The following is a 21445-nucleotide window of genomic DNA, read 5'->3' as shown; positions in this document are numbered from 1 at the left end:
AAATTCTGTTAAAAGAAAAACCCAGCAAAATTGCTGGGTTTGTAATTATAGAATTGTTAAAATATTTTCGGGTGGTCGTCCAATTACTGCTTTGTTATTGTTAACCACAATTGGTCGTTCCATAAGCTTTGGATTTGAAAGCATAAGCTTTATAATATGTGCTTTGGAAATTCGTTTGTCTTTATAGTTTTCTTTCCAAAACGCTTCGTTTTGTCGCACTAAATCTATAGGTTCAATATCAAGAAGTTCTATAATTCTTGTCAATTCAGCTAAAGAAAGTCTATTCTCTAGATATTTAACAATAATAAAATCTTTTCCTGATTCTTTCAAAATAGCAAGTCCTTCTCTAGATTTGCTGCATCTTGGGTTGTGATATATTTTTATCATTTGTCTTATTTGTATATTTCTACGAGTTCTTCTTTCTCATATAAATCATTAATATCAGCTTGTAAAATATAATCTGTTGTTTCTGCATAGAAATCTGTAACTGTTTCAGATTTAGACATAAACTCAGATTTTGTGGGAGCGCTATAGCCACCTTCATATGAATATTGACCTTGCTTTATAAAAATGGTATCATTTCTAACTTCTACAACTTTAGCAAAAGAATATTCTTTAGAAGCTTCTTTAAACACCATAATGTCATTAGCTTCTATATGTGTTACATGATCAGCCATTTCTTTATCATGCTGACTAGATGCATAAAAAGCATATCCAATTAATAAAGCAATAATAATTAATCCAGAAAATAAATAAAATGGTGTTTTAAAATGATGTTTTTCCATGTCCACTTTATCCTTCAACTGTTGTGGCATTTCTTTTTTCTCTAGTACTTGTTCACAATTTTGACAAACTGAGAAATACTTTTTAGAGTAAGGGAAAACTGGAATCCAAAAAAGATCGGCATATTTAGAAATTGCGTTAACATAAATTTCATTAGACTCACAGTTTGGACATTTTGCTCCTTGAATTTTTCGAGTTCCTAAGTCCTTAGCACTAGTTCCGTAAATAATCATTCTTTTATAAGTGTTAAGTTATTTCAAGTACAATGATACTGATTTCAAAATAAAATGCTGAACTATAGACCTTTTTCCTCTTTTTTCTGTCCCATTGACATTAAGTAGGCTTTTAGGAATTCGTCAATATATCCATTCATCACTGCATCAACGTTTCCTGTTTCATGAGCAGTACGTACATCTTTTACTAATTTATACGGATGCATTACATAGTTTCGAATTTGTGATCCCCATTCTATCTTCATTTTTCCAGCTTCAATATCATCACGCGCTTCCAGTTGCTTTTTCAATTCAATTTCATACAATTGCGATTTTAACATCTGCATAGCGCGTGTTCGGTTGTCTTGTTGTGAACGTGTTTCCGAACATGAAATTTGAATTCCAGAAGGTTTATGTTTTAATTGAACTTTGGTTTCTACCTTATTTACATTTTGTCCACCAGCTCCACTAGAACGAGATGTTATGATTTCAATATCAGCAGGATTAATGTCAATTTCAATTGTATCATCAATTAAAGGATACACATATACAGACGCAAAAGATGTGTGACGTTTTGCGTTACTATCAAATGGAGAAATACGTACCAAACGATGGACGCCATTTTCACCTTTTAACCAACCAAAAGCAAAATCTCCATCAAACTCGAGTGTCACCGTTTTTATCCCTGCAACATCACCTTCTTGATAATTGAGTTCTTTAATTTTATATCCTTGTCGTTCGGCAAACATTAAATACATTCGCATTAACATATTTGCCCAATCGCAACTTTCAGTTCCACCAGCACCAGCCGTAATTTGTATAACAGCACTCATGCTATCTCCTTCATCAGACAGCATATTTCGGAACTCTAAATCTTCAATTTTTGTTTTTGTAGCTTCAAATTGTGTTTCTACTTCTTCGCCAGTAGCATCACCTTCTTTGTAAAATTCGTAGAGTACTTCCAAATCTCCAATTAAGTCAGCAACTGCATTGTAATCACTAACCCATTTTTTTTCTCCACGGAGTTTTTTCATGAGGATTTCTGCGTCTTTTGGATTGTCCCAAAAGTCAGGAGCATACGTTTTTTCTTCTTCGTTTGAAATTTCTATAAGCTTGGCATCTATGTCAAAGATACCTCCTTAACGCACCAAGGCGATTGATAAGATCTTTAATGTGATCTGTAGTTATCATGTTTGTTCTTTTTATTCTTACAAAAATAAGATGTTTTATGTATATTCATAGCGTAAAACAGAAAAACCGAAAGAATCAAAATTGCAACTGCTTTTTAAATGATTTTTTATGGTTGAGGTTGAATCAAAATATGACTCTAAATGAAGAAATGTACGCTGTTGGTTATCATTCTATTATGCACGTCTTTTAGCTTTTCGCAAGAGAAACCGAAAAAGAAAAAACAACAACATCCACGCGAATACTATAAAGGATATTTTAATTTCTCGTATGAAGAAAAGCGAGATAAGATTTTCTTAGACGTCAAAAACCTTAATGAAGACTTCTTATACGTGTATTCACTTGCAAGTGGTGTTGGTTCTAATGATATTGGTTTGGATAGAGGACAGATTGGCAATGGAGTAGTTGTCCAATTTCAAAAAATGGGCAACAAATTGATGTTGGTGCAACCCAATTTGAAATACAGAGCAAATACCTCAAACAATTTAGAACGCAAAAGTGTAGAGCAAGCTTTTGCAAAATCTATATTGTTTGGTTTTCCAATCATTTCTTCTAAAGATGGTATACATACAATAGATTTGACACCATTTTTAATGCAAGATGCACATGGAGTCATGGAAAGTTTAGCAAACAATAAGCAAGGTATGTATAAGCTTGATGCTTCTAAAAGTGCATTATCATTACCACGAACAAAAGCGTTTCCTGAAAATGTAGAGTTTGAAGCATTATTGACTTTTAAAGGAAAAGCAAAAGGTGGCTATATAAAAAGCGTAACACCAAATGCTTCGTTGGTTACGGTAACACAACATCATTCGTTTGTAGCATTACCAGATGCTAATTACAAACCTAGAATCTTCGATCCTAGAAGTGGCGCAATTAGTACTTCGTATTACGATTATGCAACGCCAATTCAAGAGCCGATGCAAAAACGTCTTATTACGAGACATCGTTTGGAAAAGAAAAATCCAAATGCCCAAAAGAGTGAAGCTAAAGAACCAATTATTTATTATTTAGATCCTGGAACGCCTGAACCTGTGCGTTCAGCTTTGTTAGATGGCGCACGTTGGTGGAATGAAGCTTATGAGGAAATTGGCTATACAAATGCTTTTCAAGTAAAAATGTTACCTGAAGATGCAGATCCAATGGATTTACGTTACAATGTAATTCAGTGGGTTCATCGTTCTACACGTGGTTGGAGTTATGGTGCAAGTGTTGTAGACCCTAGAACTGGAGAAATTATAAAAGGGCATGTAAGCTTAGGAAGTTTGCGAATTCGACAAGATTTCTTAATCGCGCAAGCTTTAATGAATGCGCCTTTTGCTACGAATGATAAAAATTATAAACCGATGTTGAAAATGGCGTTGGCACGAATTCGACAATTATCAGCACATGAAGTTGGACATACAATAGGTTTTGCGCACAACTTTGCTGCAAGTACCAATAACAGAAGTTCGGTGATGGATTATCCACATCCGACAGTAAAAATTACTAATGGAAAAATAGATTTGTCTGACGCATATGCAACAGGAATTGGTTCATGGGATAAAGTAACGGTAGCATATTCATATTCAGAGTTCAATTCAGCGAAAGCGGAACAAGATGGATTATTACAGATATTAGACAAAGCATACAAAGCAGGACATCGTTTTATTTCAGATTCGGATGCACGACCCGCAGGAAGTGCGCATGCAAATGCACATTTGTGGGATAATGGAACAAGTGCTACTGATGAATTACAAAATGTATTGGATGTACGTGCGCTAGCAATGAAGAACTTCTCAAAAGATAACATTCGTAGTTATGAACCGTATAGCATGTTAGAAGATGTATTTGTACCCTTGTATTTTTTCCACAGATTTCAAACAGAAGCAACTGCAAAAATAATTGGTGGACTGGAATACAATTATGCAACAAAAAATGATGGTCAATTAATTACTGCAGTAGTTTCTCCAAAAAAACAACGTGAAGCTTTGGATGTTTTAATGAAAACGCTTGACGCGAAGACACTTAAGATTCCTGAAGATAAGCTAGCATTGTTTCCACCTAGAGCTTACGGATATTGGCGATCAAGAGAATCGTTTAAAGGAACTACAGGTGTTGGTTTTGATGCAATGGCACCAGCAGCTACAGCTAGTGATATGACATTGTCATTTTTGTTTCATCCTGAACGTACTGCACGTTTGATTCAACAAAAAAGTTTAGATAAAAAACAACTAGACTTTATGGAAATGACCAATGAAGTATTGAAAAATACACTATACAAAAAATATAAAGACGCGCATGAATATGAATTAGGACATATTGTTAATGTAAATGTTTTGAAACATTTAATGAACTTGGCACAACATCCAAATGCATCTCCTGCTGTAAAAGCACAAAGTAAATATTTGTTATATGATATTGGAAAGAAAGTAACTTCAAAACGATATGAAGATGCTGAAAAACCATATCAATTCTATTATTTAGAAATGATAGAACAATTCAAAAAATATCCAGAAAAGTTTAAAATACAAGCGTCTCCAAAAATTCCAGATGGTTCACCAATAGGAACGGATGCATGTAATTATATGAACTAACGATTTACGAATTGTAGATTTCTGAACTATTCAAAATATTTTAACTAAAATCTCAATACTCAATACTCAATACTAAATAATGAGAATCAATTTAATTAGTGATACGGTTACGAAGCCGACTCCACAAATGCTCAAAGCAATGTTTGATGCGAAAGTTGGAGATGATGTTTTTAAGAAAGACGAATCAATCAATCATTTAGAGCAAAAAGTAGCTGAAATGTTTGGAAAAGAAGCCGCATTATTTTTTCCTAGTGGAACAATGGCAAACCAAACTGCGATTAAATTACATACAAATCCTGGAGATCAGGTTATTTGTGATAAAGATGCACATATATATAATTATGAAGGCGGTGGCGTTAGTTTTAATAGTGGCGTTTCGTGTAAATTGGTTGATGGACATCGTGGAATGTTTACAGCTACACAAGCCAAAGCAGCGATAAACCCGCCAGATTTTTACCATAGCCCATTAACATCTTTAATTGCGTTAGAAAATACTGCCAATAGAGGTGGTGGCGCTTGTTGGGATTTTAGCGAAATTGAAAAAATTCATACTGTTGCAGGCGAACATGACTTAGGTTTTCACCTAGATGGCGCTCGTTTATGGAATGCATTGGTTGAAAAAGGAGAAACACCAGTACAATATGGAAAATTATTTGATACAATATCCGTTTGTTTATCAAAAGGATTAGGTTGTCCGGTTGGATCTGTATTGATTGCTGATGAAGAAACGATTCATAAAGCATTGCGAATTCGTAAAATTCTTGGTGGCGGAATGCGTCAGGCAGGATATTTAGCTGCTGCAGGAACATATGCATTGGACAATCATATAGAACGTTTGGCAGAAGATCATGAAAAGGCTAAAGAAATAGGGAAGACCTTAGAAAATTTAGCTAGTATCAAAAAAGTAGAACCAATTGATACAAATATTATTATTTTCTATTTACAGGATGATATCGATGAACAGAGTTTTTTAAATAAGCTAGAAGCTTTAGGAATTGACTTGATTGGTATGGGAAGCGGAAAGCTCAGAATTGTAACTCATTTAGATTATACCGCTGAGATGCATCAAGAATTTTTAAAAGTGATTAAAAGTATAGTATAAAACTAAAAAAAGGCAACTCAATGAGTTGCCTTTTTTTAGTTCGTATATGTGCTGTGTATTCTATTCTGATAAGTCTTTTACTTCTGCACTTCCTGCATTCTTCTTAACAGATTCAATTCCATTTTCCATTCCTGCTTCGCTAGCATACATTTGGCTGCTACCAACAATTTGCCCGTTTCCTGCTTTTAAATTAAAATGAAACTTTCCATTTTTGGCAGTTTTACGTTCAAATTTACTATCATCAGTTGAGTTCTTTTTACAAGACTCAACACCATTCTTAGCTCCACTTTTATCTGTATATCCTTGACTCGACATGATGATCTGTCCGTTTTTAGCCTTTAAGTTGAAGTAAAACTTATCATTGTTTTCACTTTGAAATAATTCAAACATAGTTATTAGAGATTTAGTTATATGTAGTAAATATATCAAAAAAATATTGGAAAAGAAATGCTATTTGAATCATTTCAAAATTGAGATACAGGATTTTTCCTGAAAAAATGCAGTTAATCGATAATAGTTGTGTTTTAAACTAAATATTATGTACGCATAACTTTATAATAATGAATTAGTTTACCAAATCTATAAATTTGTATCTTGTAAGAAATAATAACAACAATTAAATAATTAATCATTAAAAACATGAGAAAAAAACTATTATTTGGACTAGCATTAGCCTTTGGTTCTTTTGCTTTTGGACAAGACTTACCGACAAACCCAGAACCTGGAAAGTGTTATGTTCGCTGTGTCACACCTGATGTGTATGAAAATCAAGATGTACAAGTTATGGTATCACCAGCTTATAAAAGGTTGAAAATTGTACCAGCAAGATACAAATCTGAAAACGAGACTGTGATTTCTAAAGTAGCTGGTAGACAATTAGCTGTAGTTCCTGCTGAATATGGAACAGAATCTTTTGAAGTAGTTACTAAAGAAGCTTCTCAACGTTTAGTGAAAGTCCCATCACAAACAAGTAAAGACGCGGAAACAGTTGTAGTAAGTGAAGCAAGTTACAGACTAAAAATTGTTCCTGCTGTTTATGAAACAAGAACTTTTGATATTGTTACAAGACCAGCATATCAAAAAGTAGTAATTGTTCCTGCAGTTTACGAAACTAGAGATGTAGTTATTACAACGAAAGAAGCATCACAACGTTTAGAAGTAGTTCCTGCAGAATGGGGAACTGAAACTATAACGTACAAGAAAAGAGAGTATGGATCTACTGTATCTATTGTTCCTGCATCATTTACAAGTGATTTTGAAACAGTTGAGATAAAGCCAGCTGCTGCACAATGGCAAATGAGTGAAATTCCACCAGCTGATTGTAATTCTTCAAATCCTGACGATTGTAGATACTGGTGTTACAAAGCTATTCCAGCTCAAAATGTAACAGTTCCAATCAAGCGTTTAGCTGCTGATGCATCTTCTGTTGCAACTCCTGATTGTGATCCTAACAATAATGGTGGAAAACCATGTGGTGAAGGAACATTTACAAGAACAATTATGGTAACGCCTCCTTCAACAAACGTAATTTCTATTCCTGCTAAAACTAAAACTGTTAAGAAAACAGTAATGGTAACGCCTCCTACAACGAGAGTTGTTGATGTTCCAGAAATTAGAAAGACAATGAAGAGAAGAGTAATGGTAACTCCTCCAACAACTGAACGTATTGAAATTCCTGCAATCAGTGAAACTGTTAAGAAAACTATTATTACAAACGAATCTACTCGTGTTGTTGACATTCCTTCTGTAAGCAAAACTTACAAGAAAACAGTAATGACAACACCTCCAACATCAAGAACAATTGATATTGCTCAGAAGCAAACGACGTTAAAAACTACAAAATTAGTAGATGATGCTAGTGTAGTTACTACAGATGTTCCTGCAGTATTTAAAACAGTAACGAAAGAAGTGTTAACTAAGAAAGGTGGTTTAACTACTTGGACTGAAGTTGATTGTAAGTTATTAACATACAACAACCTTAACATTAACTGGAATTTAGGTAGTGCAACATTAACTGCGTCTGCAAAGCGTGAAATTGACCAGAAGTTATTACCTGTATTAGCAACTGGAGTTTCTGTAGAGATTGCTTCTCACACAGATTCAAGAGGAACAAAAGAAAGTAACGAAGCATTATCTCAAAGAAGAGCACAAGCAGTAACAAACTACTTAATTTCTAAAGGGACTAATTCTAGTAAAATTGTTTCTAACGGATACGGAGAAAGAAGATTATTAAACAGATGTAAAGATGGTGTTTCTTGTACAGAAAGAGAGCACTTGGCAAACAGAAGAACACAGTTTAGAGTATTAGATCAAAAGAACTAAGACTTTAGGTTAAGATAAATTTATAGAAAAGGGAAGCCAATTGGCTTCCCTTTTTTTGTTTAGTTTTATTATAATTAAATTACTCTATTAGCACCAAAAAGTATCTGGGCAATGTCCTAAAGAACAATTTCCTGCTAAACTATTGTCAGGGCAATCTCTTATATCTGCTGTCAATGGTGTTGGTCCATCGCTAACAATTGTTGTTGTGAAAGGATCAGCTGCAGAAGTAGTTTTTGTATCTGAAGAACATGCTCTTCCTCCAAAAACAGTAGAATGCATATTTGAAATAGATTCTTTATTCAATAGTAAACTTTTTAAATTTCTTTTTTTCATGATAATAATTTTTAATGTTATTGATTTTTGTTGTCGACAGATTAAACTTAAGATCATTTGCGAAAAGAACTTCAAACTAACTTATGAAAAGTACATTTCAATTGCTGAAAAATAAAAAAAGAGCTATTCTGCAGAATAGCTCTTTACTTAATAGTGTGTATTTTTTAACTTATGAAAACATGTCCATCCCAGGAATGTTAGGCATACCATCTTTCGCAACGGCACCTACTTCAGCTTCATGTACTTCTCCTGCACGAGTGATGGCTTTATTTAATGTTAAAATTAAATAGTCTTCAAGTTGTTCTTTATCTTCTAGCAATTCATCAGCAATTGCAATAGATTTAATAGTTCTATTTGCTGTAACAGTCACATTAAGAAGGTTATCCGAACTTTTTTCATCAATCAAAACTGAATGTAATCGTTGCTTTGTTTCTTCTACTTTTTTCTGGGTTTCTTTGAGTTTCCCCATCATTCCCATTAAATCTCCAAACATTTATAAATAATTAAAAGGTTAATTTTTACAAAATTATTAAATTGTAGGCGTTTAACATACCTTTCAAATGAAAAAAAATGCGATTATACTGTTAATCAGTATCTTACTTATAAATTCCTGCAAAAAGAATCCACAAGAAATGAAAAATACCTTATCTGTACCTACAGTTGCCAAGAAATCTACAAAACTTGAAAAACATGGAGACGTCAGAATTGACGATTATTATTGGTTAAATGATAGAGAGAACCCTGAAGTAATTGCATACCTAGAAGCTGAAAATGCATATAATGATGAAATGACTTCGCATACAAAGGATTTTCAAAAAGATTTATTTGAAGAACTAAAAGGAAGAATCAAAGAAGATGATGCTTCTGTTCCTTATAAATTAAATGGATATTGGTATGTACGTAAATATGAAGAAGGAAAAGACTATCCAATTTATACTCGAAGAAAAGGAACACTAGACGCACCTGAAGAAATTTTGTTTGATGTAAACGAAATGGCAAAAGGACATTCATATTATAGACTTACAGGTGTAAATATAAGTCCTGATAACAAATTGGCGGCTTTTGGTGTTGATACGGTAAGTAGAAGACAATACATCATTCATGTCAAAAATCTTGAAACTGGTGAAATCTACAAAGAACGTATCGAGAATACGACAGGTAGTTCAACTTGGGCAGCAGATAATAAAACATTATTTTACGCTAACAAGGATGCGCAAACACTTCGTTCTGAAAAAATATACAAGCACAAACTAGGTGAAGATGTAGCCAAAGATGAAGTGATATTTCATGAAAAAGATGAAACATACGCGACATTTGTATACAAATCAAAATCAAAAAAATATCTTATAATTGGTTCTTACAGTACATTATCTTCTGAATATAGAGTGCTAGAAGCTGATAATCCTGATGGAGAATTCAGAATATTCCAAGAACGTGTTCGTGGTTTAGAATACGGTATTGCACACTATAAAGATCATTTTTACATTTTAAATAATAAAGATAAAGCGACGAACTTTAAACTATCAAAAACGCTTGAAGCTAAAACAGGAATGGACAATTGGGAAGATATTATTACACATCGCCCAAAAGTATTGATAGAAGATATAGACATCTTTAAAAATTTTCTTGTTGTAAGTGAGCGTGATAATGGTTTAAATAAAATTCGCATTATACGATGGGACGAAAAAGAAGATTATTATTTACCGTTCGACAATGAAACATATACCGCAAATACGAGCACGAATGTAGATTTTGATACTGAAATCTTACGTTATTCATACAATTCAATGACAACGCCAGCTTCTGTGATCGATTTTAATATGGTAGACAAAACCAAGAAGGTGTTAAAAGAACAAGAAGTATTAGGTGGAAAATTTGATAAAGATAATTATACATCGGAACGTTTGTGGGCAACTGCTGCTGATGGAACAAAAATTCCAATGTCAGTTATTTATAAGAAAGGAATCAAAAAAGATGGAAACAATCCTGTATTACAATATGCGTATGGTTCCTATGGTTCTACTATAGATCCGTATTTTTCTTCTGCACGATTAAGTTTACTCGATAGAGGATTTATCTTTGCAATTGCACATGTTCGTGGAGGTGAATACTTAGGTAGAACTTGGTATGACGATGGAAAGTTGATGGAAAAGAAAAACACATTCACTGACTTTATTGATTGTTCAAAATATCTAATTGAACAAAAATACACATCAGCTGAACATTTATATGCTTCTGGTGGAAGCGCTGGTGGATTATTAATGGGAGCAATTGTAAATATGAATCCAGAATTATACAATGGAGTTATTGCGTCTGTTCCTTTTGTAGATGTAGTTACAACAATGTTAGATGACAGTATTCCATTAACAACTGGAGAATATGATGAATGGGGAAATCCAAATGAAAAGGAATCTTACGATTATATGAAATCATACTCACCATATGATAATGTTGTAACAAAAGCATATCCAAACATGTTGGTTACGACAGGTTTACATGATTCACAAGTGCAATATTGGGAACCAGCAAAATGGGTTGCAAAACTAAGAGAATTTAAAACAGATGATAACATTTTACTACTGCATACAAATATGGAAGCAGGTCATGGAGGTGCATCTGGACGCTTTGAATCTTTAAAGGAAGTTGCTGAAGAATATGCATTTTTACTAGACTTAGAAAATATAAAAGAGTAATTAAAAAATTTAACTTAAATTTGCAAGGTTTTGCATTTTTGTAAAGCTTAGTAAAAAAACCCTGTACAATCTAATAGTTTTTATGGAACAACAAATTAATGCTTTTGATAACGTACTCGAACTCATCGGGAATACGCCTTTGATAAAGTTAAATCACATCACTAAAAACATCAAAGGAAATTTCTATGCAAAGGTAGAAGCATTCAATCCAGGACATTCAACAAAGGATAGAATTGCTTTATATATTATTGAAGAAGCAGAAAGAAAAGGGATTCTAAAACCAGGAGACACTATTATTGAAACAACTTCTGGAAATACAGGATTTAGTATTGCTATGGTAAGTATCATTAAAGGATATGAATGTATTTTAGCAGTAAGTTCTAAATCATCCAAAGACAAAATTGACATGTTGCGTTCTATGGGCGCAAAAGTATACGTTTGTCCAGCACACGTAAGTGCAGACGATCCACGTTCGTACTATCAAGTAGCAAAACGTATTCATGAAGAAACAAAAGGTTCTGTATACATCAATCAATATTTTAATGAATTAAACATTGATGCACATTACAACAGTACTGGTCCAGAAATTTGGAAACAAACAAACGGACTTATTACACACTTTGTTGCATGTAGTGGAACTGGAGGAACAATCTCTGGAACAGCAAAATACTTAAAAGAACAAAATTCAGACATTCGTATATTAGGAGTAGATGCATATGGTTCTGTATTAAAAAAATATCACGAAACGCGTGAGTTTGATTCCAATGAAATCTATCCATATCGTATAGAAGGATTAGGTAAAAACCTAATTCCGACAGCAACAGATTTTGATATGATTGATAAATTTGTGAAAGTAAAAGATGAAGAAAGTGCACACAAAGCACGTGAAATCTCAAAAACAGAAGGTCTTTTCGTAGGATATACAAGTGGTGCAGCAATGCAAGCAATTGAACAACTGGCTGAAGAAGGTGAATTTGATGAAAACAGTAATGTAATTGTCATTTTTCCAGATCATGGTTCTCGTTACATGAGTAAAGTATATAGTGACGATTGGATGAGTTCTCAAGGATTTTTTGACAGTAAAAATATTGAAGAAGCACAAAAAATTGAATACATAAAATAAAGTATTCATAAAACATTAACATATTAAAAAGCAACATATTAACTAATATGTTGCTTTTTGTTTTCACATATAGAAATATCTTTAATTAAAATCATAAAATACTATCAACTCAACATAAAAGTGTAATAATTATGATAGCCACGTAAAAATATTTATTTTTGCCGTTGAAGTTTTGTGAAAACTTCTTAAATTACCCCGATAACCCGAATTGATACATAAAGAAAAACTTAGATAGAATGAAGGACTTATTTGCCAAAATTTACAGAGATAAAGGACCACTAGGAAAATGGGCATCACAAGCAGAAGGATATTTTGTATTTCCAAAATTGGAAGGAGAAATTTCTAATCGAATGAAGTTTCAAGGAAAGGATGTAATCACTTGGAGTATCAATGATTATCTAGGGTTAGCAAACAATCCAGAAGTGCGTAAAGTTGATGCTGAAGCTGCTGCAGCTTACGGATCAGCATACCCAATGGGTGCACGTATGATGTCTGGTCATACAGACTTACACGAACAACTTCAAGATGAGTTGGCTGAATTTGTTGGAAAAGAAGCAACATACTTACTAAACTTTGGATATCAAGGAATGGTATCTACAGTTGATGCATTAGTATCTAAAAATGATATCATTGTATATGATGTAGATTCACATGCGTGTATTATTGATGGTGTACGTTTACACATGGGAAAACGTTTTACGTTTAAACATAACGATATTGAAAGTTTAGAAAAAAACTTAGATCGAGCTACGAAAATGGCTGAACAAACTGGTGGAGGAATCTTAGTGATTTCAGAAGGAGTTTTTGGAATGCGTGGTGAACAAGGGAAATTAAAAGAAATAGTTGCCTTAAAGAAAAGGTATAACTTCCGTTTATTTGTTGATGATGCACATGGTTTTGGAACGCTTGGTGAAACAGGAGCTGGAGCAGGGCAAGAACAAGGAGTTCAAGATGAAATTGATGTATACTTTGCAACTTTTGCAAAATCAATGGCAAGTACAGGAGCATTTATTGCAGCTGATAAAGAAATCATTGATTACTTAAAATACAACTTGCGTTCACAAATGTTTGCGAAATCATTACAAATGCAATTGGTTGTTGGTGCGTTAAAACGTTTAGATATGTTACGCACAATGCCAGAATTAAAACAAAATCTTTGGAAAATTGTTAATGCATTACAAAGCGGATTAAAAGATAGAGGTTTTGATATTGGAACAACGAAAAGTTGTGTAACGCCAGTATACCTTAAAGGAAGTATTCCGGAAGCGATGGCATTGGTAAAAGACTTACGTGAAAATCATGGAATCTTTTGTTCAATTGTAGTATATCCAGTAATTCCTAAAGGATTAATCTTATTAAGAATGATTCCTACGGCTTCACACACATTACAAGATGTAGAGGAAACGTTAGTCGCTTTCTCTGCAATTCGTACACGATTAGAAGACGGAACATACAAACGTGTCTCAGCAAAGCTAATTGAGATGATGGGCGAATAATTCCAGAAAGATATATATATTAAAAACCCACAACTTTATGAGTTGTGGGTTTTTTAATACTCTTTTATGATTTTAAAAAAATTACTCAACCCTAACTGCCACCTCAACAGCTTTTCCATTCTCATACACCGTAAACTTCACAACTTTTCCATTTGCATCTTTTACAAACTCAAACTGTAAAGGCGCTTCTTTTAAAAACAACGAAGTATCAGATTTTGCATGTAATTCCGAATTTAGTTGTCCTGCTTTAATTCGTAAAGTAGTATTCTCCATAAAAATAGTTACAGTTCCAGTATTTGGAGCTTTATACGTTCCTATTAAAGATTTCTTGCTAGCTTCTGACAGTTGTATAGACTCCTTATTCGAATTCTCAGAAGCTCTTTGATGATCGTAACTCAAAACGCGAGACATGCGCCATTTTCCTTGCTCATTTTTCCAAACATGTGTAAACTTTGCCGATTCAATTAGCTTTTCTTCTGTACCATTTTCTGCCAAATAAAAAAGATGTTCACCTGTAATAATAGCGCCATAATTAGCTATTGGATAAACGTTTACAGTTCCATTGACAGCTTCTCTTCGTAGTTTCACGTTTGGATCTTTACAAAGTCCTGTAGATACTAAAGAGATTAACTTATCAGCAGTCTTTGTCAAACCGCCTTTATCATGATAAAATTCCAAATCGTCCGTTAAAAACTGTTTAAAATCTTCTACAGAACATGAATTATAAGCTTTCCAAAACTGAGCATCCAATGTCAAAATTTTAGATTTTAAGTTCTCTGTAGAATTTGATTCTTGACTTAAAGCTTGATTGGAAAAAAGAAGTATACCCGATACGAATGTACACACTAAGTAATTTTTAAATAATTTCATTTTTTTTGATTGATGATTAATAATTGATGAATAACTATACTACTATGACGACTCAAAAAGAAATCGGTTACAAGAGTTTGAAACTTAAAATAACAACAAGATTATTAACTTTTTATATTCACTAATCATTGGATACATAAATTTAACATTCATAGATTCAGACTTAAATAGTTGATAGTTATGAAGTTATATTTTATTTGATTAATTTCTTTTAAATTTATTAAGATTAAGTCTAAATAAACTTTGTCAATTCAAAAGTCCATAATATATTTGCCAAAAAAATAACAACATCTATAAAATATAATCATAATGAAAAAAGTATTAGTTGGATTAATGACACTTTCAAGTTTCGTATTTGTATCATGTTCAAGTGACGATGACACACCAGCACCAGTCGATCCACAAGTTGTAGCGCCAGCAACATATACATTCAGTAGAGACGGAGCTTCTACAGTAAGTTACAGTGGGCAAACGACAAGAATTGAAATGGGAGAAGAATTGATCAATGCATTAAAAGATAATACACAAACAGAAGCTACGCTTGATGGAATGTTTGCACATGCGGAAGGAAATGCAGATTTTAGTGATGCAGATTTAAATGCTTCAGGGAAAAGTATTCGTAGCAAAACAGCAGCTTCTTCTGATTACTTTTCAGCTAATACAACAGATGCCAATGCAATCAAAGCTGACTTTGACTTATGGATTGCAAGCCAAGTTTCTGATGTATTTCCAAACTGGAATACTGTAGCAACTGCAGGAAACGCAGGAAATTTGCAAGAAGCTGGTGGCGGATCTACACGTTATATCAATGGAAAAGGGTTAGAATATAATCAGGCAATAAACAAATCTTTAATAGGAGCATTAATGGTTGACCAAATGTTAAACAACTACTTAAGTACTTCAGTTTTAGATGCTGGTGATAACAGAACAAATAATGATGCAGGAACTGTTGAAGATGGTAAAACATATACAACTATGGAACACAAATGGGATGAAGCATTTGGATATTTGTACGGAACTGACAATGCAACAAGTCCAATTTTAAACGAAGATAGTTTTCTAAACAAATACATATCAAGAGTTGAAAATGATACTGACTTTGCAGGAATTGCCTCAGATGTATATGAAGCTTTCAAATTGGGTAGAGCGGCAATTGTAGCTAAAGACTATACAGTTCGTGATGCGCAAGCAAACATCATCAGAGAAAAAATATCAACAGTAATTGGAGTAAGAGCCGTATACTATTTACAACAAGGGAAAGCTAATTTAGGAACTGACAATGCAAGTGCATTTCACGACTTATCAGAAGGATTTGGATTTATCTATAGCTTACAATTTACACGTAAACCAGGAACAAACGTACCATACCTTACAAAAACACAAGTTGATGGATTCATTTCTCAATTAATGACTGGAAACGGATTTTGGGATGTAACTCCTGCAACACTTGACGAAATTTCTGAAGCAATCTCAGCAGAATTCAGCTTTACAACTGCGCAAGCAGGAAGCTAAAAAAATTATTTAGAATTAGTATAAAAAAGTAGCCAATCCGTTAGGATAACATTGGCTACTTTTTTACATTTGCAACGTTTATTTAGAATAAATAGAAATAAGAAAATGATAAAGAAAATTATCCCAGCCGTATTTTTAGTCATATGTATTGCAGCATGTAGTTCAAGTGATGACAACGTAGTATCTGATACGCCAGATACAACTGCATTTGATAGAGCAGCGATGTTACGTAATTTTGCAGACAATTTAATTATTCCTGCATATCAAGCGTTAAATAATGATTTAAGTGCATTAACTACTGCAAAAGATAACTTTACAGCGACACCAAATCAAGCAAACTTAGATGCTTTGCGTTCAAGTTGGCTTACAGCTTACAAAACATGGCAACATGTGGAAGTTTTCAACATCGGGAAAGCGGAAGAAATTCTATACAGTTTCCAAATGAACATCTATCCAACAAACATTACAGATATTCAAAATAATATTGCGAATGGAAATTATGACTTAACAGCAGCCAACAATAACGATGCTGTAGGTTTTCCTGCGCTAGATTATATGTTATATGGAATTGGTGCTAATGATACAGAAATTCTTGAAAAATATACAACAAATGCTGAATCAGTAAAATATCAAACATATCTTTCTGATGTCATCAATCAAATGAAAAACTTAACGCAAGAAGTCTTAAACGATTGGAATGCATCTTACAGAGATACATTTATCGCAAGTACATCAAACACGGCTTCAAGCGCAGCAAATAAAATTGTAAACGATTATCTCTTCTACTATGAAAAAGGATTAAGAGCTAACAAGATTGGAATTCCAACAGGAAACTTCTCTTCAACGCCTTTACCTGAAAAAGTAGAAGCTTTTTACAATCAGGAAATATCAAAAGAACTTGCTTTAGAAGCATTAACGGCTGTTCAAAACATATTCAATGGAAAACATTTTGGATCAAGCACTTCAGGAATTGGTTTCAAAGGATATCTAGACAATTTAGACCGAACTGAATTAGCAACGATGATTAACGGACAGTTCAACACTGCTCGTGAAAAAATACAAGTATTAAACGCTAACTTTTCTACACAAATCAATACGGACAATACAAAAATGACACAAGCGTATGATGCGCTTCAAGCAGGAGTTGTATTGCTAAAAGTTGATATGTTACAAGCATTCAATATCAGTGTAGATTATGTAGATGCAGATGGCGATTAATACAAAATAAACTAAAATATAAAAAGGTTGTCCATAACATAAGGCAACCTTTTTTTATGTAAAATGATAAACCGTTTTCAAACATATCTTAACCAAAAAACAAACGCTTCCCCATTAGCGGTTTTTCGTATTGGTTTTGGTCTTATGATGTGTTACAGTATCATTCGTTTTTGGGCTAAAGGTTGGATAGAAACAGTATATCTTGAACCTTCATTTCACTTTTCATACTATGGTTTTGAGTGGATAAAACCCTTAGGGAACTTTACCTATGTTCTCTTTGCAATTTGTGGATTAGCTGCATTCTTTGTTGCGATAGGTTTCAAATATCGAATAGCAGTCATCACATTCTTTCTAAGTTTTACGTACATCGAATTGATGGAAAAAACAACGTACTTAAATCATTACTACTTTATAAGTATTCTAAGTTTCTTGTTAATTTTTCTTCCTGCAAATGCTACGTTTTCAGTAGACAATATCTTAAGAAAAAGAAGTTTTGAGCAAATTCCAAAATGGACGATTGATTCGATAAAACTATTACTCGGAATTGTTTATTTCTATGCTGGTCTAGCCAAAATAAACTCAGATTGGTTATTCAAAGCAATGCCACTAAAAATCTGGCTGCCTTCCAAGTACGATTTACCTATAATTGGCGAAAGTTTGATGCACCAAAACTGGTTTCATCATGCTATGAGTTGGTCAGGAATGTTATATGATTTATTCATTCCGTTCCTATTACTCTACAAACGAACACGTTGGTTTGCGTTTGCATTAGTGGTTTTCTTTCACGTATTCACACGCGTGTTATTTCCAATCGGAATGTTTCCATATGTTATGATCATTGGATCACTAATCTTCTTTGAAGCTGATTTCCACAAAAAAATCATTGCTTTCATCAAAGGAATGCTACAAAAAGTAATTCAAATCAAAACGAATGTAATTAAAATCATGCCTGAATATCATGTAAAATATAAAACAATAGTTGTTCCAATACTAATTGCTTTTTTTATGATACAAATCATATTTCCTTTCAGATATCTGTTGTATAATGGCAATCTGTTTTGGACAGAACAAGGATATCGTTTTTCATGGCGTGTAATGTTAATGGAAAAGATGGGAAGCACAACATTCAAAATAGTTGATGGTGAAACAGGAAATTTTTTCTATGTAAACAATAGTGATTTTTTGACATCGTATCAAGAAAAACAAATGAGTTTTCAGCCAGATTTCATTTTAGAATATGCACACTATTTAGGAGATCATTTTACAAGTCAAGGACACAAAAATGTGCAAGTATTTACAGAAAGTTATGTAGCGCTCAACGGACGTTTGAGTCAACCATTTATAGATAAAAATGTTGATTTATATCAACAACAAGAATCATTTAAACCCAAAAACTGGATTTTACCATTTAAAGATGATTAACATAAAAAAAAATAGTGTACTCATTGCATTTTGTTTGTGTAGCATTTCCCTATTTGCACAACAAAAAATTTCAGGAACTGTAACAGCAACAGCAACCAATTCAACAATTGCAAATGTTGATATATACGATAAAGCTTCTGGGAAAGTTGCGACGACAAATGCGCAAGGTTATTACGAATTTGAAACAGAAAAAGAGAACATTACGTTGGTGTTTTTCTCGTTTGAATTTCAAGTAGTTGAGAAGAAAATTGTGGTAAATAAAGATGTTGTTTTGAATATTGGTTTAAAAGAACTCGGAGAGCAGCTATCGGAAGTACAATTGAAGGTTCGTAAAAATAAAGTATTCGCGCTAAAGCGATTAAAAGATGTAGAAGAAACGGCAATCTACGCAGGAAAAAAGACAGAAGTTGTATTGGTTGATCAATCGATGGCAAACTTAGCTTCTAACAATGCACGCCAAATATACAGTCAAGTAGTTGGGTTGAATATCTACCAAAATGATGATGCAGGTTTACAATTAAACATTGGTGGACGTGGTTTAGATCCGAACAGAACGGCAAATTTCAATACACGCCAAAACGGCTATGATATTAGCGCTGATGTACTAGGTTATCCTGAAAGTTACTATTCGCCTGCGGCTGAAGGATTAAAAGAAATTCAAATCATTCGTGGCGCTGCTTCATTGCAATACGGAACGCAATTTGGAGGTTTGGTCAACTTTGTAATGAAAGAACCTAACAAAGAAAAACCATTTGAATTCATCACACGAAATACAATTGGAAGCAACAATCTATACACAAACTTTACGAGTGTAAGTGGAACGAAAGGAAAATTTAGCTACTATTCGTTTTTCAATTACAAAAAAGGAGATGGATTCCGTCCAAATTCAGAGTTTGAATCTAAAAACGCATATGCACACATTGGCTATCAATTCAATGAAAATACAAAATTAGAAGGTGAAGTAACATACTTACGTTACTTGGCAAAACAAGCTGGTGGGTTAACGGATCAAATGTTTAATGAAAATCCGTTTCAAAGTAACAGAGAACGCAATTGGTTTCAGGTAGATTGGTTATTATATAACTTAAAACTATCACATAAATTCTCAGAAAAAACAAACTTCACGTTCAATGCATTTGGCTTACAGGCATCTCGTAAAGCATTAGGTTTTCGTACAAATAGAGTGAATCAAGTAGATCCAGGAACGGAACGCGATTTAATAAAAGGAGATTTCAATAACTTCGGATTTGAAGCACGATTGTTAAGTGAATACAAGCTATTTGGTAAAAAAGCTACGTTCTTAGTTGGTTCAAAATTCTATAAAGCAGACAACACAAGTGAACAAGGTCCAGGTTCTACAGGAAGCGATCCAAATTTTGATTTTCAATTAGATGATTTTCCAAACTATCAAAATCAATCAGCATATGATTATCCAAATTTGAATATTGCTGTTTTTGGTGAAAATATCTTTTATGTAAATGATAAACTATCAATCACACCAGGTTTTCGATTTGAACATATAAAAACAGAAAGTGCTGGGTTTTTCAAGCGAATCAATACAGATGCTGCTGGAAACGTTATTCTAAATGAAACAATTGACAATAGCGAAGTACGTGAACGTTCGTTTGTGTTATTCGGGTTAGGCGCAAGTTACAAACCTACTGACGCGTTGGAAATCTATGGAAATGCTTCACAAAACTATCGTTCGGTAACGTTTACGGACATTAGTATTATCAATCCTGCGTTTGCGATCAATCCAAATATTGACGATGAAAAAGGTATGACAATTGATTTTGGGTTGCGTGGAAGTTATAACAATATTGTTTCGTATGATATTGGTGCATTTGGATTGTTTTACAATGATAGAATCGGTTTTGTACAACGTGCTTTTGCCGACGGAAGTGTAAAAAGTGAGCGCGGAAACATTGGTGATGCTGTGATGTATGGAGTAGAATCTTTGTTAGATTTTAATCTGAATGAAATCTTCATCAAGAATAACGATTATAGTTTCAATTACTTTATCAATGCTGCGATTACAGATTCAGAATACACAAACTCGCAAGAAAATGGAGTAGAAGGGAAGAAGGTAGAATTTGTGCCAAACATCAACCTAAAAACTGGAATTCGTTTTGGCTACAAAAACTTCTTATCTAACATTCAGTATACATACTTATCAAAGCAATTTACAGATGCATCTAATGCGGTAGAAAGTAACTTAAGTGGTTTAATTGGTGAAATTCCTGCCTATGATATCTTAGATATTTCTATGTCATATACATACAGAAACTTCAAGCTTGAAGCTGGAATCAATAATCTATTAGACAACGAATATTTCACACGACGCGCTACGGGTTATCCAGGTCCTGGAATCATTCCATCTATTGATAGAAACTTTTATACAACGTTGCAGGTGAAATTTTAATTGTCATTGACTCCGTCGAATCTTCGATTTCTTGCGTGTCATATTGAGCGCAGTCGAAATGAATACGGGAATCAGTTTCTAAATAAAACTATAATTCAAAAACTTGAAAAACGTCATTCTGAACTTGATTCAGAATCTTATTACAGTGATTTTTAAAGATTATGTGAAACTGA

17 protein-coding genes are annotated in these 21445 nt (G+C 33.4%); 10 read left to right on the top strand and 7 right to left on the bottom strand.

Annotated features, from left to right (window positions below; genetic code table 11):
- Positions 1–45: 45 nt before the first annotated feature.
- From arsC to prfB, 3 genes are all read right to left on the bottom strand, one after another.
- Positions 46–387, bottom strand: a complete 342-nt coding sequence (gene arsC / locus ACUUYC_RS23365; RefSeq protein WP_474269883.1) for an arsenate reductase (glutaredoxin) — start codon at positions 385–387, stop codon at positions 46–48.
- Between the two features lie 5 nt (positions 388–392).
- The gene (locus tag ACUUYC_RS23360) at positions 393–1016 is read right to left on the bottom strand and encodes a zinc-ribbon domain-containing protein (RefSeq protein WP_474269881.1); all 624 of its coding nucleotides are present in this window, start codon (positions 1014–1016) and stop codon (positions 393–395) included.
- Between the two features lie 62 nt (positions 1017–1078).
- Positions 1079–2186, bottom strand: a protein-coding gene (prfB, locus tag ACUUYC_RS23355) for a peptide chain release factor 2 (RefSeq protein ID WP_474269879.1) whose coding sequence is annotated in 2 segments (ribosomal slippage) — positions 1079–2122 and positions 2124–2186 — 1107 coding nt in all. Because the reading frame shifts where the segments join, the coding sequence is not laid out codon by codon here.
- A 140-nt stretch (positions 2187–2326) separates the two neighbouring features.
- Between prfB and ACUUYC_RS23350 the strand changes: the two genes are divergently transcribed.
- Both ACUUYC_RS23350 and ACUUYC_RS23345 read left to right on the top strand, forming a co-directional pair.
- On the top strand, positions 2327–4759 hold the full coding sequence (locus ACUUYC_RS23350; RefSeq protein ID WP_474269877.1) for a zinc-dependent metalloprotease: 2433 nt from the start codon (positions 2327–2329) through the stop codon (positions 4757–4759).
- Between the two features lie 79 nt (positions 4760–4838).
- Positions 4839–5861, top strand: coding sequence for a threonine aldolase family protein (locus tag ACUUYC_RS23345; RefSeq protein ID WP_474269875.1), 1023 nt, complete (start codon positions 4839–4841; stop codon positions 5859–5861).
- 60 nt (positions 5862–5921) lie between these two features.
- Here ACUUYC_RS23345 and ACUUYC_RS23340 read toward each other — a convergent pair whose 3' ends face one another.
- Positions 5922–6251, bottom strand: a complete 330-nt coding sequence (locus ACUUYC_RS23340) for a YegP family protein (protein ID WP_474269874.1) — start codon at positions 6249–6251, stop codon at positions 5922–5924.
- Between the two features lie 249 nt (positions 6252–6500).
- On the opposite strand from ACUUYC_RS23340, the gene ACUUYC_RS23335 reads away from it, so the two are divergent.
- Positions 6501–8183 (top strand): OmpA family protein, encoded by a 1683-nt coding sequence (locus ACUUYC_RS23335; RefSeq protein ID WP_474269872.1) that lies wholly within the window; start codon positions 6501–6503, stop codon positions 8181–8183.
- 87 nt (positions 8184–8270) lie between these two features.
- On the opposite strand, the gene ACUUYC_RS23330 is transcribed toward ACUUYC_RS23335, so the two are convergent.
- Both ACUUYC_RS23330 and ACUUYC_RS23325 read right to left on the bottom strand, forming a co-directional pair.
- Positions 8271–8516: a hypothetical protein gene (locus ACUUYC_RS23330; protein WP_474269871.1), complete on the bottom strand. Its 246-nt coding sequence runs from the start codon at positions 8514–8516 to the stop codon at positions 8271–8273.
- A gap of 169 nt (positions 8517–8685) precedes the next feature.
- Positions 8686–9009 carry a YbaB/EbfC family nucleoid-associated protein gene (locus tag ACUUYC_RS23325; RefSeq protein ID WP_474269870.1) on the bottom strand — a complete coding sequence of 108 codons (324 nt, stop codon included), beginning with the start codon at positions 9007–9009 and terminating at the stop codon, positions 8686–8688.
- 139 nt (positions 9010–9148) lie between these two features.
- Here ACUUYC_RS23325 and ACUUYC_RS23320 point away from each other — a divergent pair, with 139 nt between their 5' ends.
- From ACUUYC_RS23320 to capB, 3 genes are all read left to right on the top strand, one after another.
- Complete coding sequence (locus ACUUYC_RS23320; protein WP_474269868.1) at positions 9149–11209, top strand: S9 family peptidase; 2061 nt, start codon at positions 9149–9151, stop codon at positions 11207–11209.
- Between the two features lie 82 nt (positions 11210–11291).
- Positions 11292–12332, top strand: a complete 1041-nt coding sequence (gene capA / locus ACUUYC_RS23315) for a cysteate synthase (protein WP_474269867.1) — start codon at positions 11292–11294, stop codon at positions 12330–12332.
- A 236-nt stretch (positions 12333–12568) separates the two neighbouring features.
- Positions 12569–13828, top strand: a complete 1260-nt coding sequence (capB, locus tag ACUUYC_RS23310; RefSeq protein WP_474269865.1) for a cysteate-C-fatty acyltransferase — start codon at positions 12569–12571, stop codon at positions 13826–13828.
- A gap of 81 nt (positions 13829–13909) precedes the next feature.
- Here the strand turns inward: capB and ACUUYC_RS23305 are convergent, their stop codons facing one another.
- Positions 13910–14698 (bottom strand): nuclear transport factor 2 family protein, encoded by a 789-nt coding sequence (locus ACUUYC_RS23305; protein ID WP_474269863.1) that lies wholly within the window; start codon positions 14696–14698, stop codon positions 13910–13912.
- Between the two features lie 309 nt (positions 14699–15007).
- Between ACUUYC_RS23305 and ACUUYC_RS23300 the strand changes: the two genes are divergently transcribed.
- The 4 genes from ACUUYC_RS23300 to ACUUYC_RS23285 all read left to right on the top strand — a co-directional run bounded on the left by ACUUYC_RS23300 (position 15008) and on the right by ACUUYC_RS23285 (position 21272).
- The gene (locus ACUUYC_RS23300) at positions 15008–16210 is read left to right on the top strand and encodes a DUF4856 domain-containing protein (protein ID WP_474269862.1); all 1203 of its coding nucleotides are present in this window, start codon (positions 15008–15010) and stop codon (positions 16208–16210) included.
- 105 nt (positions 16211–16315) lie between these two features.
- Positions 16316–17428 carry an imelysin family protein gene (locus ACUUYC_RS23295; protein ID WP_474269860.1) on the top strand — a complete coding sequence of 371 codons (1113 nt, stop codon included), beginning with the start codon at positions 16316–16318 and terminating at the stop codon, positions 17426–17428.
- A gap of 63 nt (positions 17429–17491) precedes the next feature.
- Positions 17492–18850, top strand: coding sequence for an HTTM domain-containing protein (locus tag ACUUYC_RS23290; protein ID WP_474269858.1), 1359 nt, complete (start codon positions 17492–17494; stop codon positions 18848–18850).
- Complete coding sequence (locus ACUUYC_RS23285; RefSeq protein ID WP_474269857.1) at positions 18843–21272, top strand: TonB-dependent receptor domain-containing protein; 2430 nt, start codon at positions 18843–18845, stop codon at positions 21270–21272. The genes ACUUYC_RS23290 and ACUUYC_RS23285 overlap by 8 nt, the downstream gene beginning before the upstream one ends.
- Positions 21273–21445 lie beyond the last annotated feature (173 nt).

This window comes from Kordia sp. E (genome assembly GCF_056033805.1).
The sequence above is the reverse complement of the archived record's forward strand: the minus strand, read 5'-3'. Positions and strand labels throughout refer to the sequence as shown.